18 protein-coding genes are annotated in these 23,588 nt (G+C 70.4%); 15 read left to right on the top strand and 3 right to left on the bottom strand.

Features of this window, described 5'->3' with window-relative positions:
- The first annotated feature begins 210 nt into the window (after positions 1–210).
- A complete protein-coding gene (locus tag Pla133_RS22875) occupies positions 211–987 on the top strand; it encodes a class I SAM-dependent methyltransferase (RefSeq protein WP_145069642.1) in 777 nt (258 codons plus the stop codon).
- Positions 988–1,091: 104 nt separating this feature from the next.
- A complete protein-coding gene (locus tag Pla133_RS22870) occupies positions 1,092–2,333 on the top strand; it encodes an acyl-CoA dehydrogenase family protein (protein ID WP_145069639.1) in 1,242 nt (413 codons plus the stop codon).
- A gap of 107 nt (positions 2,334–2,440) precedes the next feature.
- Here Pla133_RS22870 and Pla133_RS22865 read toward each other — a convergent pair whose 3' ends face one another.
- From Pla133_RS22865 to Pla133_RS22855, 3 genes are read right to left on the bottom strand one after another with little or no spacing between them, the layout of a single operon-like run.
- The gene (locus Pla133_RS22865) at positions 2,441–2,803 is read right to left on the bottom strand and encodes a hypothetical protein (RefSeq protein ID WP_145069637.1); all 363 of its coding nucleotides are present in this window, start codon (positions 2,801–2,803) and stop codon (positions 2,441–2,443) included.
- A complete protein-coding gene (locus tag Pla133_RS22860) occupies positions 2,800–3,981 on the bottom strand; it encodes a DegT/DnrJ/EryC1/StrS family aminotransferase (protein WP_419191872.1) in 1,182 nt (393 codons plus the stop codon). The genes Pla133_RS22865 and Pla133_RS22860 overlap by 4 nt, the downstream gene beginning before the upstream one ends.
- 20 nt (positions 3,982–4,001) lie before the next feature.
- The gene (locus Pla133_RS22855) at positions 4,002–5,519 is read right to left on the bottom strand and encodes an FAD-dependent oxidoreductase (protein ID WP_145069631.1); all 1,518 of its coding nucleotides are present in this window, start codon (positions 5,517–5,519) and stop codon (positions 4,002–4,004) included.
- A 428-nt stretch (positions 5,520–5,947) separates the two neighbouring features.
- Between Pla133_RS22855 and Pla133_RS22850 the strand changes: the two genes are divergently transcribed.
- From Pla133_RS22850 to Pla133_RS22790, 13 genes are all read left to right on the top strand, one after another.
- Positions 5,948–7,114: a sigma-70 family RNA polymerase sigma factor gene (locus Pla133_RS22850; RefSeq protein ID WP_145069629.1), complete on the top strand. Its 1,167-nt coding sequence runs from the start codon at positions 5,948–5,950 to the stop codon at positions 7,112–7,114.
- 203 nt (positions 7,115–7,317) lie between these two features.
- Positions 7,318–8,382: a lipoyl synthase gene (gene lipA, locus Pla133_RS22845; RefSeq protein WP_145069627.1), complete on the top strand. Its 1,065-nt coding sequence runs from the start codon at positions 7,318–7,320 to the stop codon at positions 8,380–8,382.
- Between the two features lie 8 nt (positions 8,383–8,390).
- Positions 8,391–9,509, top strand: coding sequence for a thiamine pyrophosphate-dependent dehydrogenase E1 component subunit alpha (locus tag Pla133_RS22840; protein ID WP_145069625.1), 1,119 nt, complete (start codon positions 8,391–8,393; stop codon positions 9,507–9,509).
- A gap of 154 nt (positions 9,510–9,663) precedes the next feature.
- Entirely contained in the window at positions 9,664–10,638 is a 975-nt protein-coding gene (locus Pla133_RS22835) for an alpha-ketoacid dehydrogenase subunit beta (RefSeq protein WP_145069623.1), read from the top strand.
- Between the two features lie 98 nt (positions 10,639–10,736).
- On the top strand, positions 10,737–12,395 hold the full coding sequence (locus Pla133_RS22830; RefSeq protein WP_145069621.1) for a 2-oxo acid dehydrogenase subunit E2: 1,659 nt from the start codon (positions 10,737–10,739) through the stop codon (positions 12,393–12,395).
- Between the two features lie 61 nt (positions 12,396–12,456).
- On the top strand, positions 12,457–13,566 hold the full coding sequence (locus tag Pla133_RS22825; RefSeq protein ID WP_419191871.1) for a thiamine pyrophosphate-dependent dehydrogenase E1 component subunit alpha: 1,110 nt from the start codon (positions 12,457–12,459) through the stop codon (positions 13,564–13,566).
- Between the two features lie 143 nt (positions 13,567–13,709).
- Entirely contained in the window at positions 13,710–13,934 is a 225-nt protein-coding gene (locus Pla133_RS22820) for a PspC domain-containing protein (RefSeq protein WP_145069619.1), read from the top strand.
- A gap of 39 nt (positions 13,935–13,973) precedes the next feature.
- Positions 13,974–15,377, top strand: a complete 1,404-nt coding sequence (gene lpdA / locus Pla133_RS22815) for a dihydrolipoyl dehydrogenase (protein ID WP_145069617.1) — start codon at positions 13,974–13,976, stop codon at positions 15,375–15,377.
- On the top strand, positions 15,374–16,036 hold the full coding sequence (lipB, locus tag Pla133_RS22810; protein WP_145069615.1) for a lipoyl(octanoyl) transferase LipB: 663 nt from the start codon (positions 15,374–15,376) through the stop codon (positions 16,034–16,036). The genes lpdA and lipB overlap by 4 nt, the downstream gene beginning before the upstream one ends.
- Before the next feature lie 178 nt (positions 16,037–16,214).
- A complete protein-coding gene (locus tag Pla133_RS22805; protein ID WP_145069613.1) occupies positions 16,215–16,580 on the top strand; it encodes an Hpt domain-containing protein in 366 nt (121 codons plus the stop codon).
- Positions 16,581–16,637: 57 nt separating this feature from the next.
- Positions 16,638–18,566, top strand: coding sequence for a diguanylate cyclase (locus Pla133_RS22800; RefSeq protein ID WP_145069611.1), 1,929 nt, complete (start codon positions 16,638–16,640; stop codon positions 18,564–18,566).
- 110 nt (positions 18,567–18,676) lie between these two features.
- On the top strand, positions 18,677–20,062 hold the full coding sequence (locus tag Pla133_RS22795) for an MFS transporter (RefSeq protein WP_419191870.1): 1,386 nt from the start codon (positions 18,677–18,679) through the stop codon (positions 20,060–20,062).
- A gap of 151 nt (positions 20,063–20,213) precedes the next feature.
- A complete protein-coding gene (locus Pla133_RS22790) occupies positions 20,214–23,360 on the top strand; it encodes a hypothetical protein (protein WP_145069609.1) in 3,147 nt (1,048 codons plus the stop codon).
- The last annotated feature ends 228 nt before the right edge of the window (positions 23,361–23,588 follow it).

Here is a 23,588-nt window from a genome sequence, read left to right as displayed (position 1 = left end):
GTTGGTGCCTCGAGCTGAGGTCCGATCGTGGGGGGGCGGGTCTCCAGCGAGCCTAGCGCGCTTTGGTGGGGGGGGAAGGGGGCGTTGTCGCCGACGTCATTTAGCCGTCAGGCCGCGAAGCGTCGGGGGCGGGGCAGCAGGTCCGAGTGGGTCGCGGATTGCCTACGCTCGTCCAGCTCGCCGGGCCATCCCGAAGCGCCAACTGCCGCCATGCCCACCCCTCGCCGTGACGATTGGTACCGAGCCGCGTTCGGCCCACTGGTCGAGGTCGCCTATGGCCACCGCGGGCCATTCGAGGCCAATGTCCAACTCCAATCCTTGACTCGGGTCCTCGGTTGGCCCCCCGGGGGAGGGCCCGAGCAGGGGCAGTCCCCACTTGCTCTCGACGCCGGTTGTGGCGCCGGGCGACACCTCGGGGCCTTGTTGGGCGCAGGGTTCCGGAGCGTCGGCGTGGACCTCTCGGCGGCGCGCCTGGCCCAGGCCCGCCGGCGGAGGCCCACAGCGTCCCTGGTGCGGTCGGATCTGCGTCGGCTGCCCCTGGCTCCCGGCCGCGTGGATCTGGTGCTGTCGCTCTTCTCGAGCTTCGGCTACCACGGCGAGGACGGCGACCTGGCCGTGCTGGCCGAACTCGCCCGCGTGCTGAGGCCCGGGGGCAGCCTGGTGCTCGACCTGCCCGACCCCGATGACACGGCCGCGCGCCTGGTGCCGCGCTCGGTCCGGCGGGTCGGCGGCCTGACCCTGCGCGAAGGCCGTCGACTCGCGGGCGGCTCCACCGTGGTCAAGCGGGTGCGGATCGAGCGCGGCCGGGATCCGGTGGCGGCCTGGGTCGAGCGCCTGCGCCTGTACACCTGGGACGAGATTTCGCGCCGCTTGGCGGCCTCGGGCTTCGACGAAGCCCGCCTGATCGAGACCCGGACGCTCCCCGGCTTCGGACCCGGTCGCCTCCTGGTCGTCGCGCGGTCAGCCGGGCCCCGCCAGGCGCTATGATCCGGGGCTCTGCTCGTCGGATCTGACCCCCGCGGTTCCCGACGACCCCACAGGAACCCCGACCGGTCGTCCCCCCTCTGAGCTCGACCGGGGAGCCAGCCAGCATGCCCCACAACGTCATCTTCTCGGACCTCGCCCTCGAGCTCCGCGACAAGGCCCGCGAGATCGCCGAGAAGCACGTCCGCCCCAACGCGGCGAAGTTCGACAAGGCGCAGGAGTACAACCACGAAGCGATGCAGGCAGTGGCCGAGGCCGGCCTGCTCAAGACGTGGATCCCCAAGGAGTACGGCGGCGTGGGCGCCGGCGTGCTCGCCCTGGCGATGGTGACCGAGGAGCTGGCGCGGGCCGACTCGGGCTTCGGCGTGGCCTTCGCGGTCAACGCCCTGGGCTCCTTCCCGATCGTCCTGGGCGGCACTGAAGAGCAGAAGTCGAAATGGCTGCCGCTCGTCGCCGAGGGCAAGAAGCTGTGCGCATTCTGCCTGTCCGAGAAGGGCGCCGGCTCCGACGCGGGCGGCCTGGCCGTGCGCGCCGAGCAAGAGGGCGGCAAGGACGGCGACTGGATCATCCGCGGCGAGAAGAAGTGGACCACCAACGGCGGCGTGGCGGACATCTACACCGTCTTCTGCGTCACCGATCCGACCAGCAAGTCGCGCCGCATCAGCGCCATCCTGGTCGAGAAGGGCACCGACGGTTTCACCATCGGCAAGGTCGAGGACAAGATGGGTATCCGCACCGTGCCGGTGGTGGAGACGCACTTCGATGGGGTCCGCGTACCCCATGCGAACCTACTCGGCGGCCGCGCCGGGATGGGCTTCAAGCACGCCATGATGACCCTCGACCACGCCCGTCCGGGCGTCGCTGCCCAGGGCGTCGGCGCGGCCCAGGGCTCGCTCGAGCTGGCCACGGTCTACGCCAACAAGCGCATCCAGTTCGGCAAGCCGATCTCCTCGTTCCAGATGGTCCAGGAGATGCTGGCCAACATGGCCATGAAGACCCAGGCCGCGCGCTGGCTGGTCTACTCCTGCGCCGCCGCGGTCGACGCCGGTGAGCAGAACATCACCAAGAACGCGGCCATCGCGAAGTGCTTCGCCACCGACGCGGCGATGGAGGTCGCCACCGACGCGGTGCAGATCTTCGGCGGCTACGGCTTCATGGAGGACTACCCGATCGCCAAGTGCTTCCGGGACGCGAAGATCCTCCAGATCTACGAGGGCACCAACCAGGTCCAGCGCCTCGTGATCGCGCGCAACCTGATCAAGGAGTCCGAGCAGCTCGCGCACATCGAGCCCTACATCCCGACCGAGGAGCAGAAGAGCTACTCCGAAGAAGAGGCGATCGCGGAGTGAGCTCGGCCGGGCCGCTTCGGCCCTGAGCGACGATCGAGACGCGGCGGCGTCCCTCCGATGCGGGGGACGCCGCCGCGCGCGTTCGGCACGGGGAGCGAACGGTCCGCTCAGTGCTCGGTCGCGAAGAGCACGATCGAGGCCACGGTGGTGGCGTAGAAGACTGCCTGGGTCATGCGGTCGACGGTGACGGGGTTCGCCGGGCGGCGGGTGACGAGCTCGACCAGGAAGACCACGTAGCTCTGCGGGCGTTCGACTGCCAGGCGCTCCCAGATGCGGTGCTGCACCGCGGTCACCGCACACAGCCCCGGCTGACCGACCAGCGGCCCGAGCACGAACCAAGACGCAGCGATCAGCGCGGCCAGGGCCAAGTGGTAGGGCCGCGCGGGGGCCCACAGCCAGCCCAGGGTCGAGAAGCCGATCACCGCCAGGTGGGTCAGGTGCAGTGCGGCACTCGCCAGGCGCAGCTTCATTCGACGGCGCGGGCGAAGGCCTCTGCGTACTGGTCGACGATGCCGTTGTCGGGGCCGGGGAAGTTCGGGAGCCGGATCAGGCGGCGGTTCTCGCGGGCGGTGTCGGCCAGCTCGTCGACGCCTGCCATCGTCGCGTCACTCGACGGCACCCGCGCGATCTGACGCCAGTGGCCCTCGGCGAAGAACGGCTGTTGGTGCAGCAGCGGATAGCGCGGCGCGGCGGCGCGGCAGCCCTCGCGTGTGAGCCGCTCGATCAGGGCGTCGACGTCGCGCGCGGGGTCGCGGTGCCGGACGATGAACTCGAACCAGACCCGCTCCACGTGGTCGGGGCCGAGGAAGGTCTCGAAGCCGAGCGCCTCGAGCGCCAGGCACAGGCGCCGGTGGTTGGCGTTCCTGCGCGCGTTCAAGTCCGGCAGCTTCGCCAGTTGCGAGCGGCCAAGCGCGGCCGACAGCGGCGCGATGCGCGTCTTGACCCCGAAGGACGTCGCGGCGAAGCGCCGCGCGACGGAGTCCAGCTCGATGATCCGCGTGATGTCGCCCAGGCAGGTCGCGCGCTCGTGGATCTGGTCGTCGTCGGTGAGCAGGATCCCGCCCTCGCCCGCCGGCGCGAGCTTGTCGCCCTGCAGGCTGAGCACCGAGACGTCCCCCAGGGAACCGCAGGCCCGCCCGCGCCAGGTGGCGCCGTGGGTGTGGCTGGCGTCCTCGACGATTGCGAGACCGTGCTGGTCGGCCAGGGCGCGCAGTTCGCTCATCTTCGCCGGCAGCCCCCACAGGTGCACGACCACCATGGCGCGGGTGCGCGGCGTGATGCGGCGCGCCATGTCGACCGGACAGGGGCCGAGTCGCTCGGACTCGCTCTCGCAGAAGACGGGTACGAGCCCGAACCACAACATCGGCAGGACCGAAGCCCAGAAGGTCGCCGTCGGCACGAGCACCTCGTCGCCTGGCTGCAGGTCGAGGGCGAAGAAGGCCGCCATCAGCCCGGCGGTCCCGCTGGCGTGGGCCAGGCCGTGGCGGCGCCCGGTGAAGCGCGCCCAGTCGGCTTCGAGCTCGCGGATGACCGGATGGGTCGAGACGTTGCCGTCGCGCAGGATCCGCAGCACCGCGGCCTCGTCGTCCGAGTCGAAGAACGGCCAGGCGCAGGTGGGCTCGTGGGGCAGGTCGACGGTGGGTTTCATGGCGGCGCAGGAAGGTGGAATCAGAGCAGCCCCAGGAGGTCGTCTTGAGCCCGCGCCCGGTCCGCGAGTTCGTCGACTGCGGCGCTGGCCCGGTCGGCGCCCTCGATGATCCCGGCCACGCGCTGCAGGGTCGCACGATTCTCGTCGGCACGGCCCAAGCCCAAGCGAGGGATCCATTGGGCAATGGTCGTGCGCCGGCGCAGGTAGTCGTCGAGGGTCGCGCAGGACTCGTGATCGCGGGCGTGCTCAGGGTCGACGACCGGCGACGCATGGCCGCCGAGGCCGAGGTCCGTGATCGGAGGATCGGCCGTGGTCCGCCCCGCCGCCGGCGTCCCGGTCGGCTCGACCAGGCGCCCGATCGCGTGGGCGGCCCGGCGCGCCTGGTCGCGGGCGGAGGTGATCTTGCCGCCGTACAGCGTCAGCCCCCCGCGCGCGGCGTCCACGTCGACGACGCAGCGCCGAGAGAGATCCAGGGGGTAGACCTTGCGGTCGTAGCTGTCGGGCACCGCGAGGGGCCGGATGCCGCAGCGCAGCGAGACGACATTGGCACCGGTGAAGTGTCCGGCGAGGTTCTCGTTGGCCGCGTCCAGGAGGAAACGGACGTCGTCGCGCGTGGGCGCGAGGCCTTCGTCGATGGTCTCTATACCCGTCTCGGTCGGGCCCCAGAGCGCGATCGGCCCCCAAGGGGTCAGGGTCAGGGTGTCGCCGTGGCGGCCCATGTCGATGGCCAGGAACTCCTCGAGCCCCTGCGGCCGCGGAAGACCCAGGTAGACCCCCTTGGAGAACACGTGCCGGTGGCGCGTGGCGAGCTGGCAGCGGCGCGCCACGTCGTCGGCCCAGACCCCGGCGGCGACGACGAGGGTTCGGGCTCGGGCCGTCCGAGCGTGGCCCGTCCGCCGGTCGACGAGCTCGAGCTCCCAAGACGGGCGCCGTCCTGCAGAGCGGTCCGCACCGACCAGCTCGGCGTGGTTGATCGCGACGCGCTCCCCATCGCTTGCGGCGAGGATCCAATCCAGGGTCAAGCGGGCATCGGAGGTCGCCAGGTAGCCCTCCTCGTAGCTGTAGGAGCGGCCGAAGCGGTCCGGGGCCAGGACGTCGCGGGTCCCCGGCATTCCTCCCCGGCGGGGGCGTCCCCGCCGGCCGGCGCCGAGCAACCAGTAGGCCTCCAGAGCTCCCCTGACCATCCAGGGGTGTCGGCCGCCCGGGCGTGTGAAGAAGCGGAAGGCCGCCGTTCGGACGGCGTGTGAATCGGTGAGCAGTAGTTCGTCACGAGCGCGCGAGAGTCGAACGACCGTCGCGAGTTCAAGGCGCCGCAGGTACAGCAGGCCGCCCCAGACGAGCATCCCTGAGGCCTGGCTCGTTCCGCTGGCGAAGTCGCCTCGGTCCACGAGCAGGCAGCGGTAGCCCCGCCGCGCGAGTTCGCTGAAGACCGCCGCTCCGCCCACGCCGCCCCCGACGATGGCAACGTCGAAAGTCCCCTGGACGGCATCCCAAGTAGAGGCCCGAGAGTCGGCGGCGGTGGGCTGGGGAACGGGCATCGAGACGCGAGGGTCCCTCGCAGGCTAGCCCGAATCCTGGTGACCGACGTGGGCTAGGACGCCCTCGACCCGGGTTCAGGACCGATCGGTTCACTTCTCTCGGATTCCAGTCAGCCTCCCCGACGGCCATGCGTATGCAACCGCGATCGGCTCGGCTGTTCACGAGAGGGTTCTACAACTGTCAGGAACCCTGGGCGGTCGAGCGCCTCTACGGGCCTGGAGCACCTAGGTGAACCGGGACTCTGACTTGAACTTGAACGCTAGATGGCCCCTGGAGTTTCCGGCGGCACAGGTGTTGCGAGGCTATGTCGAGCAGGGCCCGTACCGGCGCCAGCGTTAGCTCTCTGTAGAGTTATTTTTCTGGAATCCGCGGCTGCACTCCCTGCGATTCGCTCGTAGGACCTGCAGGCCGCAGGGCCACCCATCCCATGGCTGCAAAGATCCTCTCCCACCGCGAACTCGACCCGATTCTCGACGGCTTCGCCGCCGATCCCGACGCATTCGAGGCCCGCTGCCTCGAACTGATCGCCGAGCTCGACCGGGACGGAATGCTGCTCGAGATCTCCGACCCGACCACTTGGCGCCGAGCCCTGCCGGAGGGCGCCCGCCGTCCGGCCGCAGGACTGCTGGAGCAGCTGCGCGGGGACATCGAGCGCATCGAGACCATCGGGCGTGAGCCCGAGGCCCAGTTGGCCCGCCGCGTGGAGTTCGCGCGGCTGCGGCTGGGCGTCGCGCGCGAGGCCGCCGGCCACGAGGGCGAGCTCCTGGACGGCATCGGCCAGATGTCCGTGCAGTGGTTCGACCTGGGCCGCGAGACCCCGCGCAAGAACAAGGCCGACGAGCGCGCCCTGCGGCGGGCGGCCGAGCTCCACGCCCTGCGCACGGAGCTGGTCGAGCGCAACCTCTACCTGGTCCTGATCAACGTGGAGCGCTACACGCACTCCTCGATCAACCGCTCGGACCTGATCCAGGAGGGCAGCGCCGCCCTGTTCCGGGCCGTGGATGGCTTCGATTGGCGCCGCGGGCTCTTGTTCCGCACCTACGCGGTGCACTGGCTCAACCAGGCCTTCCGCAACTACCTCTACAACTGCAGCAGCACCGTGCGGGTGCCCGTGTACCTGCAGAAGGCGCTCAAGCAGATCAACCAGGCGCAGATCCGCCTGGGCGACACCAACGCCTCGGCCGAACAGATCGCCGAGATCACCGACCTGACCGAGAACCTGGTCAAGTCGGCCCTGGGCGCGGCGCGCTCTGCCTACTCCCTGGACGCGGACTTCGGCGGGGACGACGGCGACGGCAACCGCCTGCGTGACCTGCTAACCGAGGAGCAGGACGAGGACGGGCCCTACTCGACGCGCTTGGAGGACGTCACCCTGGGTGAGGGACTCGAGCAGGCCCTGGCGAAGCTCTCCGACCGCGAGCAGTTCGTGGTCAGGAAGCGCTTCGGCCTGGGTTACGAGCGCGAGCACACCCTGGCGGAGGTCGCCGACGACCTGAAGGTCAGCGTGGAGCGCGTGCGCCAGATCCAGGTCCGCGCCCTGTCGAAGTTGGACACCCCGACCCTGCGTCGGGAGCTCGATCCCTTCGTGAACTGATTCGCCGACCCGGGCCGGCAAGGCTCCGGGATCGCCGTGCCCGCGCAAGGGGGGCTTCCAGGGTGCCAGCGCGCCCTGGAAGCCCCCTTCGCTTGGGTCCGGTGACCCCGATGGCTCATCGGCGCGGGGCCGGCCGCCCCCGCCTCCGAGGGCGCCGGCCGCCCCCCCCGCTGTGCTATTCTCTCGGGCCAAAATTCGCCCCGATGGAGTCCCCCGAAGACCAGGCCCACCCCGCGTCCGGCGCCCCCGCCAGCGACGCGTCCGCTCCCAGGAGCGAGCACCACGGGGCCACCGCTGGGTCGACCGCGCCGACGCGTCCGCGCTTCGAGCGCAAGCCGCCCTGGCTGAAGGTCCCGCTGCCCGGCGGCGAGGGCTACACGCGCCTCAAGGAGATGACGCGGCGGCTGGGCCTGCACACGGTCTGTGAGGAGGCGCGCTGTCCCAACGTGGGCGAGTGCTGGAAGGGTCAGCGGGCGACCATGACGATCATGGTGCTCGGCGACGAGTGCACCCGCCGCTGTCGCTTCTGTGCGGTCAAGACGGTGCAGCAGGCCGCGCCGCCCGACCCCGCCGAGCCGGCCCACGTGGCCGAGGCCGTGGCCGAGTTGGGCCTCTCGTACCTGGTGATCACCAGCGTCGACCGCGACGACCTGCCCGACGGCGGTGCCGGCCACTACGCCGCCTGCGTCAGCGCCCTGCGCGAGCGCAGCCCGAACACGATCGTCGAGACCCTCGTGCCCGACTACATCGGCGCGCCCCTGTCGACCTTGATGGCGGCCCGGCCCCACGTCCTGGCCCACAACGTCGAGGTGGTGCCGCGCCTGCAGCGCAAGATCCGCGACCCGCGTTGCAGCTTCGAGCGCTCGCTCCAGACCCTGACCCAGGCCAAGGCAGAGTCGGGCACGGTCTTCACCAAGTCGTCGATCATGGTCGGCCTGGGTGAGACGACCGATGAGCTACGCGAGGCGATGGGTCTCTTGCGCGGGGCAGGCGTCGACTTCCTGACCATCGGCCAGTACCTGCGGCCGACCCCGAACCACGCCCCCGTGCGCGAGTACGTCGAGCCCGCCGTGTTCGACGGGCTGCGCGCGCTCGGCGACGAGCTCGGATTCCTCTACACCGCGGCCGGCCCCCTGGTTCGCTCGAGCTACAAGGCGGCGGAGTTCTTCGCCGAGCGCATGGTGCGCGCGCGGATGGAGGATCGTGCCGCCGCTCTCCCCGAGACCTACGACCCCGCCCGGGAGCTCGACCGCATCCCCGGCGCGTGACAACGACCATGACCAGTACCAGCCCCCTCTCTGTGATCGAGCCCGACGGCAGCGTCAACGGCCACGTGACGTCCTTGTCCAAGGACGAGCTGATGCGCTGCTACCGCGCCATGATCATGGTGCGGGTCTTCGACGAGATCTGCCTCAAGCTGCAGCGCTCCGGCCGGATCGACTTCTCGATCCCCAACCTCGGCGTCGAGGCGACCCAGGTGGGCGCTGCCAGTGCCCTGCGTGCGAGCGACTGGTTCTTCCCCAGCTATCGCGACTTCGGCATGGCGCTGTACCACGGCGTCGAGCCCGTCGAGATGATGCATAACATGTTCGGGAACGAGCGCGACACGGCGAAGGGCCGGCAGATGCCGGTGCACTTCAGCTTCGTCGATCCGATCCACTTCGTCTCGATCTCCTCGCCCATCGGCACCCACATCCCCCAGGCGGTGGGCGCGGCCTACGCCATGCAGCAGCGCGGCGAGGACACCGTCGCCATCTGCAGCTTCGGCGACGGCGGCACGTCCAGCCTGGGCTTCCACTCGGGTTTGAACTTCGCCGGCGTGTGGAAGTCGCCGGTGGTGTTCCTGTGTCAGAACAACGGCTACGCGATCTCCTGCCCCTCCGACGAGCAGACCGCCTCGGACGGCTACGCGGTCAAGGGCGAGGCCTACGGCATTCCCGGCGTCACCGTCGACGGCAACGACCTCTTGGCCGTGCACCAGGTGGTGGCCGACGCGGTGGCCCGCGCGCGCGCCGGTGACGGGCCGACGCTGATCGAGGCCAAGACCTTCCGCATGGGCGGTCACTCGACCTCCGACGACCCGACCCGCTACGTGCCGGCCGAGCTGGTCGAGGAGTGGAAGGCCAAGGATCCGGTCGACCGCTTCGAGCGCTACCTGCAGAGCCGCGGCCTGGTCGAGCCCGACTCCCGCGCGCAGTTCCACGCCGAGGCGCGCACGCGCATCGACGCCGCGGTCAAGGAGGCCCAGGCGGCAGCCGACCCCGGACTCGAGACGATCTTCTCCGACGTGTACGCCGAGATCCCCGCCCACCTCCGCGCCCAGGGCCAGGAGGCCTACGACCTCGCCGCCCGCAAGGGCGACGCGGCGGCCGGCGACGGCTCCTTCCCGCTCTGACGGCGAGCCGCGGGTAGCGAGGCGCCGACTGCGCCTCGCTGGTCCTGCTCCACCGTCTGCGCTCCAACGACTGCGATTCGGGCCCCCAGACATCCCCGACCCGACCCCGACGTCCGATCACGCGTCGGCCCCCCCGATCGAACCGAACCGACCCATGGCCAACCTGACCCTGATCCAAGCCGTCAACGACGGCCTGCGCACCGCGATGTCCGCCGACCCCACGGTCTGCGTGTTCGGCGAAGACGTGGGCCCCAAGGGCGGCGTGTTCCTCGCCACCGAGGGCCTGACCAAGGAGTTCGGCAAGAACCGCTGCTTCGACACGCCCCTCTCCGAGGACGGCATCGTCGGCGCGGCGATCGGCATGGCCATGAACGGCCTGCGTCCGGTGGCGGAGATCCAGTTCCAGGACTTCATCTTCCCGGCCTTCGACCAGATCGTCAGTGAGGCGGCCAAGCTGCGCTACCGCTCGGGCGGTCAGTACACGGCGCCGATGGTGATCCGCACGCCGTTCGGCGGGGGCATCCGCGGCGGGCTATACCACAGCCAGTCAGGCGAGGCTTACTTCTGCCACACGCCCGGCCTCAAGGTCGTGGTGCCGTCGACGCCCTACGATGCGAAGGGGCTTCTGATCGCCTCGATCCAGGATCCCGATCCGGTGCTCTTCCTGGAGCCCAAGGCTCTGTACCGCAAGATCAAGGGCGAGGTTCCCGAAGGTGAGTACACCGTCGACCTGTCCACCCTGCGTATGGTGCGCGAGGGCGGCGACGTGACGGTCTTCTGCTACGGCGCGATGGTCGCGGTCTGCGAGGAAGCGGCCCGCACGGCGGCCGAGTCCGGGATCGAGACCGAGATCGTCGATCTGCGCACGCTGCTGCCGCTCGACGAGGACGGCGTGATCGAGGCCGCCAAGCGCACCGGTCGCGTGGTCGTCGTGCACGAGGCCCCGCGCTTCTGCGGCTTCGGCGCCGAGATCAGCGCGATGATCGCCGAGCGTTGCATCGAGTACATGGAAGCGCCCGTGGCCCGCGTCGCAGGCTTCGACACGCCCTTCCCCAACACCCTCGAGCACCACTACCTGCCCGACGCCCGCCGCGTGCTCGATGCCATCGAGCGCACCGCGCGCTATTAGCGCAGGCTGCGCCCGCCCTCGCCTGCCCGCCCCCGTCCGCCCACCCCGCCCGCACACCTGCACGGCCGACACCTCGGCCAACACCCCACCGACCATCCATGGCTCTCGAGTTCAAGCTGCCGGACATCGGCGAAGGCATCGCCGAAGGTGAAATCGTCAAGTGGCTCGTCGCTGCCGGCGACGTCGTCGAGGAGCACCAGGCGGTCGTCGAGGTGATGACCGACAAGGCCACGGTCGAGGTGCCCTCGCCAGCGGCCGGCACGATCGCCGAATTGCGCGCCGGTGAGGGCGACGTGGTTCCGGTGGGGGACGTGATCTTCGTGCTCGAAACCTCCGGTGGCGGCAGCGCCGCTGCGTCGGCACCGGCCAGCGCGGCCGCGAGTGCTGCGGGCGGTGGTAGCGGCGCCTCCGGTGGTGGGGGCACGGCCACGGTCGCCGCTCCGGCGGCTGCGACGGGCGGCACGCTCGAGTTCAAGCTGCCCGACATCGGCGAGGGCATCGCCGAGGGTGAGATCGTCAAGTGGCTGGTAGCCGCGGGCGACGCCGTCGACGAGCACCAGGCGGTGGTCGAGGTGATGACCGACAAGGCCACGGTCGAGGTGCCCTCGCCGGCCGCCGGCACGATCGGCGAGCTGCGCGCGAACGAGGGCGACGTGGTGCCGGTGGGTTCGGTGATCTTCGTGCTGCAGACCGCTGGCGGTGGCTCGTCGGCGTCAGCTCCGGCCGCGGCCGCGCCCGCAGCAGCCCCCGCGAAGGCGGCTGCGGCGGCCGCACCCAGCTCCAACGGCGCCCACGCGCCGATCGAGCGTCCCGGGGGCAAGGTGCTGGCGGTTCCCAGCGCCCGTCGGGTCGCGCGCGATCTGGGCATCGACCTGTCCAGCGTGCCCGGATCCGGGCGCAACGGCGTGATCCGGCGCGCGGACGTGGAGGCCTTCGCCAGCGGCGGTTCTGCGGCCCCGGCGGCTGCGACCACCGCAGCCAAGGCCAGCGTCGCGACCAAGCCGGCAGCTGCGAGTCCCAAGCCCGCACCCGTCTCCCTCGCGCCCACCGAGCGCGAGACGCGCATTCCCTTCCGCGGCGTGCGGCGCAAGATCGCCGAGGCCATGTCGCGCTCCATGTACACGGCGCCGCACTTCACGGTCGTCGAGGAGCTGGACGTGACCGAGCTGGTCGCGGTGCGCGCGCGCGCGAAGGACTACGGCGCGAAGCGCGACATCAAGGTCACCTACATGCCCTTCATCATGAAGGCGGCGGCCCTCGCACTGCGTGACTTCCCGATGCTCAACGCCAAGCTGGACGAGAGCACGAACGAGATCGTCCGCTACAACTACGTCGACCTCGGCATCGCCACGGACACGCCCAACGGGCTGATCGTGCCGGTGATCCGCGGGGCCGACTCCAAGGCGGTGCTCGAGCTCGCCAGCGACCTGAACGAGTTGGCCGGCCGTACCCGTGAGGGCAAGGTCAAGCCGGAGGAGCTGTCCGGCAGCACCTTCTCGATCACCAATGCGGGCAACATCGGCGGCATCCTGGCCACGCCGATCATCAACTTCCCCGAGGTCGCGATCCTCGGCGTGCACCGCATCGTCAAGCGTCCGGGCGTGGTCGAGACGCCCGACGGCGACGTGTTCGAGGTGCGCCACTACATGAACCTGTCGTGCAGCGTCGACCACCGCCTGGCGGACGGCGCCGACGGTGCGCGCTTCCTGGTGCGGATGAAGGAACTGCTCGAGGACCCGGTGCTCCTGGCCCTCTGAGCCCGCAGCGGGCCCTTCCCTCCGAACCGACCAACCTCGAGACGCACCCTTGGAATCGACCGTGCAGATCCACGATTGCTTCGTCGACCAGACCGGCGAGTTGTCGCCCGACTTCCCGGGCTACGACGACGCATGGCTGAACGAAGTGTTCAGCGAGATGCTCTTCGTGCGCTGCGTCGACGAGCGCATGCTCAAGTTGCAGCGCGCGGGGCGCATCGGCTTCGTGGGGTCGATGCTGGGCCTCGAGGCCACCATGGCCGGGGCGGCGCGGGCCATGCGCCCGACGGACTGGATGTGGTCGGGCCTGCGCGAGGGCGGCGCCGCCCTGCTGCGCGGGCTGCCGCTATCCGAGTACATCGCGCAGATGTACTGCAACTCGATGGACACGGCGAAGGGGCGGCAGATGTGCAACCACTTCCAGCACAAGGGCACCAACTACCCGAGCTGGTCGTCGGTCATCGGCACGCAGATCACACACGGGGTCGGTGCTGCCTACGCTTCCAAGCAGCGCGGCACCGACGAGGTCCACACCATCTTCTTCGGCGACGGGGCCACCAGCTCCTCGGGCTTTCACAGCGGCATGAACTTCGCCGGTGTGTGGCAGGCGCCCTGCGTCTTCGTCTGCGTCGACAACGGCTGGGCGATCTCGGTGCCCTCGTCGGCCCAGACCGCGAGCGTGTCCTACGCCGCCAAGGCCAAGGCCTACGGCATCCCCGGGTTCCAAGTCGACGGCAACGACGCGGTAGCCGTGCACGAGGCCATGGCGGCCTTGATCGGTCGCGCCCGGGCAGGCGCCGGCCCGGCCCTCTTGGTGCTGCGCACCTATCGCCTGATGGGCCACTCCAGCTCGGACGATCCGACCAAGTACCGCGACGAGGCCGAGGTCGAGCTGTGGCGCGACCGGGATCCGATCCTGCGTTTCGAGCGCCTCTTGACCAAGCGTGGTTCGCTGCCCGAGGGCGGGCTGGCCGGCCTGCGCGCGCGCCACGAAGCGACCATCGATGCCGAGATCCACGCCCAGGAGATCGTCGACCCCATGCCCCTGCGCTCGCTGGTCGAGGACATCTACGCCGAGGTCCCGACGCACCTGCGACGCCAGTACAACGACTTCTTGCGCGTCGCCGAGAAGCACGGCGAGGCCCAGAAGGGCGACGGCGCCTTCCCGCTCTAGTCGCGCCGAATCAAGTCATCCATTCCGGGGCCTGCGAATCCGGGTACCGCATTCCCGGGGCCGCCTCCCTGGCACGAGGCTCGGTCTCTGGCCCTGAGCCCTCGGCCCTGAGCCCTCGGAACAGAGTCTTCCCGCACCAAGCCATGCCGCGCTCCGATCGCACCTTCCTCCGTCCTCGCCAAGGCTCCGTGCTCGGTGGCGTGTGCGCCGCCCTGGCGCGCGCCGCAGGTCTGGACGTGAGCGTGGTGCGTTCGGTGTTCTTCGGGCTGTTCCTGGTGACCGCCCCGATCGCCTACTTCTGGCTGCCGGCCCTGTTCCTGGCGCCGCTCGTCTACTCCGCCTTCTGGCTCGGTATCCCGCGCGAGTAGCGGACCCAAGCTCCAACCTCCGAAGCCTCCTCACTCTCCATGGCCAAGAGCCGCAAAGTCGTCGTCATCGGTGCCGGTCCCGCGGGCTATGTCTGCGCCATCCGTCTGGCGCAACTGGGCCAACAAGTCACCGTCGTCGAGAAGGACGCCCTGGGCGGGACCTGCCTCAACGTGGGCTGCATCCCCTCCAAGGCGATGATCGCGGCCGGTTCGTTGATGGACAAGATCGGCAAGGCCAGCGCCCTGGGTCTGACCGTCGAGGGCATGAGCCTGGACGTGGAAAAGCTGGTGTCCTGGAAGGCCAGCGTGGTTGCCAAGCTGACCGGCGGCGTCGGCATCCTGCTCAAGAACCACGGCTGCGAGGTGGTCTACGGCGCGGCGACGATCGTGGACAAGAACACGGTCAGCGTCACCGGCAAGGACGGCAAGCAGACCATCCAGTGCGACGACATCGTGATCGCAACGGGCTCTGTGCCCCTGGCGATCCCCGGGTTCGAGTTCGGCGAGAGCGTCTGGTCGTCGACCGAGGCCTTGGCGCCCAAGGCGCTGCCGAAGCGCCTCCTGGTCATCGGCGGCGGCTACATCGGGCTCGAGCTGGGCATGATGTACCGCAAGCTGGGCTCCGAGGTCACGGTGGTCGAGGCCACCGCGGGTGCGCTCCCCGGCCAGGATCGCGACTGCGTGAAGGTCATCGAGCGCTCGATGAAGAAGATGAAGATCGACTTCATCGCGAACGCCTTCGCCAAGGGCTACGAGGCCAAGAAGAAGGGCCTCGAGGTCCGCATCGAAGTCGAGGGCAAGTCGCGCGTGATCGAGTGCGACCAGATCCTGTGCACCGTGGGTCGCAAGCCCTTCTCCGAGGGCCTGGGCCTGGACAAGGTCGGCCTCTCGACCGAGAAGCCCGGCTTCATCCCCGTCGACGATCAGATGCGGACCAAGGTCCCGAACATCTACTGCATCGGTGACATCGCCGGTCAGCCCATGCTGGCCCACAAGGGCAGCAAGGAGGGCCTCGTCGCCGCAGCGGTGATCGCTGGACAGAACGAGCGCTACGACGTGCGCTGCGTACCGGCGGTGATCTTCACCGCGCCGGAGATGGCCTCGGTCGGGATGCTCGAGGACGAGGCCAAGAGCAAGGGCATCGAGGTCGTCACCGGCCAGTTCCCCTTCGCCGCGTCCGGTCGGGCCATGAGCCTGATGGAGACGGACGGCTTCGTGAAGATCGTGGCCGACGCCAAGACCGACGAGGTGCTCGGGGTCCACATGGTCGGGCCCGAGGTCACCGAGCTGGTGGCCGAGGCGGCCCTGGCGATCGAGATGGGCGCCACCACCGAGGACCTGGCGCGCACGATCCACGCCCACCCGACCCTGCCCGAGGCCATGATGGAGGCCGCCGAGGCGGTGCACCGCATGGCCGTTCACATCTACCAGAAGCCCGAGTGACGGGCGGACCGGCGACACCGCCGACGCCCCGGCCGCCCCTGGGTCCCGAGCTCGAGGTTCGGCGGCTGGGGCGGTTCGACTACGCCCGCGCGCGTGATCTGCAGCAGGAGTTGGTCGCCCAGCGGGCAGCCGGGGAGGTCTGCGACCAGCTGCTGCTGCTGGAGCACCCGGAAGTCGTCACCCTCGGTCGCCGAACTCCCGAGGGCGCGGCCGACGGGCTCGACCTGCCCCTGGTCGAGATCGAGCGCGGCGGCGAGGCCACCTGGCACGGACCCGGGCAGTTGGTGGCCTACCCCCTGTTCCTCCTGCCGCTCGGCCGGCGGGACCTGCACGCCTACCTGCGCGACCTCGAAGAGGTCGTCCTGCGGACCCTGGCGGACCTGGGCGTGGAGGGCGAGCGGCGGGAGGGCCTGACCGGGGTCTGGGCCGGCGGCCACAAGGTCTGCTCCATCGGCGTGGCCGTGCGCCGCTGGGTCACCTGGCACGGCCTGGCCCTGAACGTCTCGAACGATCTGGCCGGCTTCGAGCGCTTCCGACCCTGTGGGCTGGAACCCGGGGTCATGGGGCGGGTGGCCGACCTGGCCGAGGTCCCGGCCGACGACCCCCTGCTCGAGGCCCACCTCGAGCGCCACGTGCGCGGGGTTTTCGGGCACCGCTGAGGGACCAGAACCCCTCCCAGGCCGCTGTTCTAGGTCTGGCGGGCGACCGGGTCCCGGATTCGCCGACGCGTCTTGAGTGTGGACCTCGGCGACGCCGAAACCAGATCGGTTGCAGTCGGACCCCAGCTGGTCCGTCTGCAGGAACTCGCCATCCACCCCCCCCCCCGGTTCGGCCCCCTTGGACAACTCCGACGACAAGTCGCTACTCGATCTCGAGATCGTCGCCAGCCTCAAGGCTCTCGGCGGCGACGACGATCCGGAGCTATTCGCCGATCTGGTGTCAATGTTCATGGATGACACGCCGGCACGTCTGCAGGCCATGGACGAGGCCCTCAGCGCCGGCGATTCGGAGGCCCTGAGCCGCGTGGCCCACGCGCTCAAGTCCAGCTGCGGGAACCTCGGGGCCTTCTCCCTTGCCGAGCTGTGCCGAGCGATCGAAAGCGCCGGGCGGGGCGGCGATGTCGATGGCGCGCGTCCCTTGGTCGAGCAGTCCAAGACCCAATACGAGCGCGTTCGCACTGCCCTCGAGGCCGAGTTGGCCTGAGTCGCGAAGGCGACATTTCTCTCCACCCGCCCGCTCTACCCCAACGCCCCCCGCCCGATGTTCCGTAAGGAATTCGAAGAGCTCAAAGCCACCGGTCAGTTGCCCTCGCCCAGTGGCGTCGGCATGCGCATTCTCACCCTTACGCAGGAGGAGGACTGCTCGATCGACGAGCTGATCGAGACAATGCAGGCGGACCCGGCCCTCACCGGTCGGATCGTCAAGCTGGCCACATCGGCGCAGGTCTCCACCAGCCGTCCCATCTCGAGCCTCAACGAGGCCGCGATGCGCCTGGGGTTGAAGACGGTCTCGACGGTCGCGCTGGGTTTCACCCTGGTGACCGGCAACCGGTCCGGCGCCTGCACCCGCTTCGACTACGACGGCTACTGGTCGGAGTCCCTGGCCTGCGGCATCGCGGCGTCCAAACTCAGCCGTGAGCTGGGGCGCGCCGATCCGGCGGAGGCCTTCACCTGCGGCCTGATGGCGGCGATCGGCGAGCTGGCCCTGGCCTGCACCCATCCGGAGGACTACGCCGAGATCATCGATCGCCTCGCGTCCGACCCCGGGTTGGACCGCAAGCTGCTCGAGACCGAGGCGTTCCGGATCAACCACTGCGAGGTCGCCGCGTCGCTGATGGCCGATTGGGGGCTGCCCGAGCGCTTCCAGGACGTGGTCATGTACCTGGAGGACGAGACCGGCGAGGACTCGCTGGACGAGAGCTCGATGCAGCTCTTCCAGGTGCTGGTGGACGGCGCGATCATCGCCAAGTACTGCATGGCCGGCCGCCAGGCCGATCCGGTCCTGCTCGAGCAGCTCAACCTGCTGCGTCGCCGACTCGACGCCGGCGACATCGACCTGGCCGAGCTCTGCGACGAGGTCGTCGCCGACTGGGTCGAGTGGGGGGCGGTGCTCGAGCTGCCCACCGAGGACATGGCGGAGCGGGTGCGCTCGGCCAACCTCGAGCAGCAACTGTCCGGGAACAAGGTGATCGAGGTCGTCGAGGCCGCCGAGCTGCCGGTGCGAGTGCTCGCCGTGGACGACGACCCCCTCTCCCTGCGCGTCCTGGCGCGGCACCTGAAGGAGGCCGGCCACGAGGTCCACACTGCCCGCAACGGTCGCGAGGCCCTGGCGATGACCCTGAAGCTGCGCCCGCAGATCATCGTCACCGACCTGAACATGCCCGACCTGAACGGGCTCGAGTTCTGCAAGGCCCTGCGCCGCTCGCGCTTCGGTAAGCGCATCTACGTGCTGCTGCTCACCGGCGACGGCAACGAAGAGCGCGTGCTCGAGGGCTTCGAGGCCGGCGTCGATGACTTCATCACCAAGCCCTTCATCCCGCGCGTGCTGCTCGCGCGGCTGCGGGCGGGGATCCGACTGGTGCGCCTGCAGGAGCAGGTCGAGCGCGACCAGGAGATCCACATGAAGAACGCGATGCAGATGACGCGCCTGAACCGACAGCTCAAGGAGGCCGCGAACACGGACTTCCTGACCAAGCTGCCGAACCGGCGCTGCGCCATGGCTCACTTCGAGCGCACCTGGAAGCACGCCATGGACACGGACACGCCGATCTCCGTGGTGGCCCTCGATATCGACCACTTCAAGCGCGTCAACGACGACTACGGACACGACGTCGGCGACGTCGTGCTGCAGGAGACCTCCCGCGTGCTGCGGCAATCCCTGCGGCGTCAGGACCTGGCGGCCCGCATGGGTGGCGAGGAGTTCCTCGTGATCTGCCCGGGCGTCGCGGTCGACGTCGCGAGTCACATCGCCGAGCGGGTGCGCTCGGCCGTGGAGGAGAACGTGGTCGAGTTCGGCAAGTTCAAGCGCAACGTGACGGTCAGCGTCGGCGTCGCGCAGTACGAGCCGGGGATCGTCGACATCGATCACCTGATGCGGCTGGCGGATGAATCGGTCTACAGCTCCAAGTCGGGCGGACGCAACCGGGTCACGATCAGCCCGGGGCTGACGCCCAAGCTGCGCTCGGCTTGAGGCCGGGCGACGCGGTTCGCGGCCGCCGGCGGAAGATCCCGCCGGCGGCCGCGCGCCGTTCGGGGCCGCCACTTCGCATCGGCGCGGGGGCGGGTTAGCCTCGCGCCACCTTGACCAACCCCAGCGACGACCGGCCGGCATCCGCGGGTGGGGGCGTGCTCTCGCGCCTCGCCCTCGACTCCCCGCCCAAGCGGGCCTGGGCCCTCTACGACTGGGCCAACTCGGCGATGATGACCGTCATCGTCACGGCCGTCTTTCCGATCTACTTCGAGCGCGTCGCCTCCGAGGGGCTGACCGACTCGGAGTCGGCCGAGCTGTTCAGCCTGGGCACCACCATCGCCCTGCTCACGATCGCGCTCTTGGCGCCGCTCCTGGGAGCCCTCGGCGACTACCGCGCGATCCGCAAACGCCTCCTGGGCTGCTTCCTCGTCTTGGGCGTGGCCGCCACGGCGGCGATGTTCCTGATCGGACCGGGCGACGCCTACCTGGCGGTGGTGCTCTTCGGACTGGCCAACATCGGCGCCTCGGGCAGCTTCGTCTTCTACGACGCGCTCTTGCCGCACGTGGCGGAGGGCGAGGAGATGGATCGCCTGTCCACCAGCGCCTACTCCCTGGGCTACCTTGGCGGCGGGCTGCTGCTGGCCCTCAACCTGGCCTGGATCATCAAGCCGGAGCTGTTCGGGCTGCCCTCGGGCGAGGGCCTGACGCCGGCCGAAGCGACCCTGCCCACGCGCTTGGCCTTCCTGTCCGTGGCCCTGTGGTGGGGCGTCTTCTCGATCCCGCTCTTCCTGCGCGTGCCCGAGCCGCCGCGGCTGATCGAGCCCGACGAGACCGGTGATCGCGGATCCCTGCGCGTGGCCGTGGTGCGTCTGGGCGAGACCCTGCGCGAGCTGCGCTCCTACCGCCACGCCTTCCTGATGATGGTGGCGTTTCTGATCTACAACGACGGCATCGGCACGATCATCCGCATGTCAGTCTTCTTCGGCGGCCTGCTCGACCTGGACCAGTCGGTGATGCTGCTGTCGATCCTGTTGGTGCAGTTCGTGGGCGTGCCCTGCGCCATCGGCTTCGGCCGCCTGGCGGCACGCATCGGAACGAGGCCGGCGATCCTGGTCGGCGTCGGCTTCTACCTGCTGATCACGCTCTTGGCCTACGGCATGCAGAACGAGACCCACTTCCTGGTCCTGGCGATCAGCGTGGGGCTGGTGATGGGCGGAACCCAGGCCCTCTCGCGTTCCCTGTTCGCGAGCATGATTCCCAGGCACAAGTCAGGCGAGTTCTTCGCGATCTTCGCGGTGCTCGAGAAGTTCGCCGGGGTGCTCGGACCGGCGGCCTTCTTCCTGGTCGTCCGGCAGACGGACGAGCCGCGCCTGGCGATCCTCTCGGTCCTGCCCTTCTTCGTGGTGGGCGGCCTGATCCTCAAGCGCGTCGACATCGAGGCCGGACGGGCCGCGGCGCGCGAGGCGGATCGGGACCTGCTGCTGCGGCCGCGATAGGCCGCATCGTTCGCCAGGCCGCGCCGACGACCCGGGCTCGGAGGCGACGATCTCCGGGTCGCCACGTCGGCCGTGGATCGTCTACCGTGCGAGCCAGGATTCCTCCGATTGCCGTTCGCGTTCGCGGCGCGGGCGGGGTTTCGAGTGCTGGATGGAATGGAATTCGGACAGGGCGGCGCGTGACGCCACTGGCCTGGGGCGCGAGCTGGCGGACCTGCGCTGGCTCGGCAACCTGGCCCTGCGGCTGGTGTCGGACCCGACCCTGGCCGACGACGCCTGCCAGGAGGCCTGGTTGGCGGCCTCGCGCGGTGGCACCGTGGCGGTGGACCGCGGGCGGCTCTTGCTCGGCCTGCGCCGCTTCCTGTGGCGCGTGCGACGGGCCGACGGACGGCGTCTTCGGCGCGAACGCGCCGTGGCGGCGAGTGAGGCCCTGCCCTCGACCGCTGAACTGCTCGAGGTGGGCGAACAGCGTCAGCGCGTGTGGGAGCACCTCAAGGCACTGCAAGAGCCCTTCCGGTCGACGCTCCTGTTGCGCTTCCAGGGCGAGCTTTCGAATGCGGCGATCGCCCGAACGCTCGACGTGCCCGCCGACACCGTGCGCTGGCGCGTGCGCCGCGGGCTCGAGTTGCTGCGCGACTCGCTCGAGCGCGACCGGGCCGGGGGCGGCCTGGCCGCGATCGTGCCGGCGCTTCCGATCTCCATCCGACCCGATCTCGCGCCCACCGGAGCCACGCAGTTGGCCGCCGGAACGGCAACCCTCGGAGCCGGAGTCCTGGTCATGTCGAAGCTCGTCGCCGCCCTCTTCTTGGGCGCTGTAACCCTGTTCGTCCTCCTCGACCGCGGCCCCGACGAGCGGGCCAGCTCGCCCGCCGGACTCACGGCGCCGCTCGTGGAACCCGAGCTGGCCATGGCTCCCGTCTCGATCGAGCCGGGCGGGCCCGCGGTCGTGGTCGCCCAGGCTCGCCGCGAGGCCAGCGTGTTCGCCGACCGGAGCGCGGAGCCGGGCGCCGCCGCGGCGCGCCTCGTGGGTCGAGTGGTGGACGGTGACGGGAGTCCGCGCGCAGCCGTGTCGCTCCACCTGAGCGGCCGCGACTGGTCGGTCAGCGCGACCTCCGCGCTGGACGGCTCGTTCTTCCTGGAAGTGCCCGGCAAGGGCGCGCCGCGGGCATTCCTGCGCCTCGAAGGCCCACCGACGGTCCAGCAGCGCGAGGTCGAGTTCAGCGCCGAGCGCTCCGCCCAATGGGCCGAGCTCGACGCGCGCGAGGGCGCGGTGACTGACGTCGGCGATCTGGTGCTGCAGGACGCCGGGGTCGTGTCCGGTCGCATCGTCGACGACCAGGGTGTGGGCCTCGCGGACGCGATCGTGCTCGTCTCCGGCGCGCCGCAAGTGCGGTCGGACCCCGACGGGTACTTCACCAGCGACCACGTGGAGCCCGGCGAACGGCGCACGACGGTCCTCGCAGCCAACTTTCTGGAGCGGGAGATGTCGGTCGAGGTCGCGGCGCTGCAGGCCTTGCAGGTCGGCGAGATCCGGCTCGAGCGGGCGCCGCGCGCGCGCGGTCGAGTCTTGGACCCCTCCGGCGCGCCCCTGACCGGCGCCGTCGTCAGTACTCGACGGTGGGCTCCGGGCTGGAGCTTCGAGGTGGACCAGGACGGGCGCTTCGACGTGCCCCTGCCGTCGATCGAAGGCAGCATCCTGAGTGCCCGGGCGGCCGGCTACGAGGAGCCCTACTTCGGGATGCCCGTGCAGCCTGGCGCCGAGGGCATCGAGCTCGTCCTGTTCCCCTTGGGTCCGCCCTGTCGCGTGCGACTGGTGGACGATGCGACCGGTGAGCCCCTGGCGTTCGTGGTCATCGAAGTCGACCGCTTCGCCGCCGAGTACCGCACCGACCCGACGCCGCGACTCGCCTATGCCGCCCGCAGCGAGCGTCGGACCGACGAGGGTTGGGTCGAGTTCTACGCGCAACCGGGGAGTGACGTCCTGGACGTGGCCGCCCAAGGCTACGCATCGCGGGCCGTGGTGCTGTCCGAGCGGGCCGCGGGCGAGGGGCAGATCCTGCGTCTTGCACGGGCGCCGTCGCTCAGCGGTCGCGTGGTCCGCGACGGCGCGCCGGTCGCCGGCGCCCTGGTCGTGTTGGCCCAGGGGGAGCTCGGTCGCGTCGAACCCGTGCGCGAGGGGATCGACGGGGTCGAAGCCTTCGACTCCGATCCCATGGCCGCCGTCCTTCGCAATCAGGACAGCTACTCGAGCACGTCCGTGCGCGGCTTCGACGGCGACCCCGCGGCCCCCGCGGTCCACTTGGGCGGCATCGGCTTCACCAGGGGACCGAAGCGGCGGACCACCACCAGCGGCGAGGACGGTCGCTTCCACTTCGACGACCTCGCGCCCCTGGCCATGCGCGTCCACGCCCGGACGGCGGACGACCGCTTCGCGCGCCTGACCGAGCTCCGCAGGGCTCCCTCCGGATTCCTCGACCTCGGCGACCTCGACCTCGAGCCCACCGGCCGCATCGAGGGGCGGATCGTCGGACCGCCGGCGCGCCACCTCGCCGGCCACAGCGTCTCGATCATCGAGACCGGGCCCTTCGAGGCGACCACCGACGCCGACGGGGCGTTCATCCTCGACGGCCTGCCGGCGGGCAATCACCTGCTGTTGGTCCAGTTCGGGGAGAGCGTGATCACGCGCGACTGGGCCACCCACTTCCACGTGCCGCTCGGTCCGGGCGAGACTCGCGCCGTCGCGCTGGAGCTCGACGCCGAGCCCGCAGCAACGGTCGCGGTGCACCTGCGACACAACGGCGAGCCAGCGGCCGGCGCCTTCTTCGAATTGACGGCAGACGCCGAGAGGCAGTGGGGCAGCGGGCTCGACGGGGACGGCCGCTTGGATCTGTCGGTGCCGGCGCACGTGCCGCTGCGGGCCAGCGTGGACCTGGGCAGCTACCCCATCCCCCTGGGCGCCCGGCGCAGCTTCGCGGAGGGCACGAACACCCTCGAGCTGGAGCTATGGTCCGGATCTCTGGACGTCGAGCTCCCCGCGGACCTGACGTTGCCGCCGAATGCTCGCGCCCTGCTGCAATGGGTTGCCGCCGACTCGCCCGAGCCGACGCCGGCCCAACTCGGCACCCTGCGCTCCGACACCCCCGCCTGCGTCCACTTCAGCGTCGTGCCGGAGGGCGCGCGCCAACTCGTGCTCGAGCTCTACGCAGGCGAGGGCGGCGAGCTGATCGAGTCCTGGCCCCTCGACATCCACGTCCCGCGCGGCGTGACGACGCGCGTCGACCCCGCTCAATCGAAGTAGTACGGACTCGACCAGGCCATGTGCCGGTCGGTCTGCAGCACGCGCACGCGCAACAGGCCGCCGGCGGCGGGCGCGGCCCTGGGGGCATGGGTCGCACCTCGCCCCCCCCCCCGTGCGAGCGTCGGAGCGATCGGCGAGTATCGCGGCGGCGGGCGGGCCGCTGGCCTGCGCCCTTCTGGGACGCCCCACGGGCCAGGCGCAAGTCCGGGGGCCTGTCCTTGTGAGTCG

Origin of the sequence: Engelhardtia mirabilis (genome assembly GCF_007748095.1) — a bacterium.
Lineage (GTDB): Bacteria > Planctomycetota > UBA1135 > UBA1135.
This window is presented reverse-complemented; position numbering and strand designations above follow the sequence as displayed.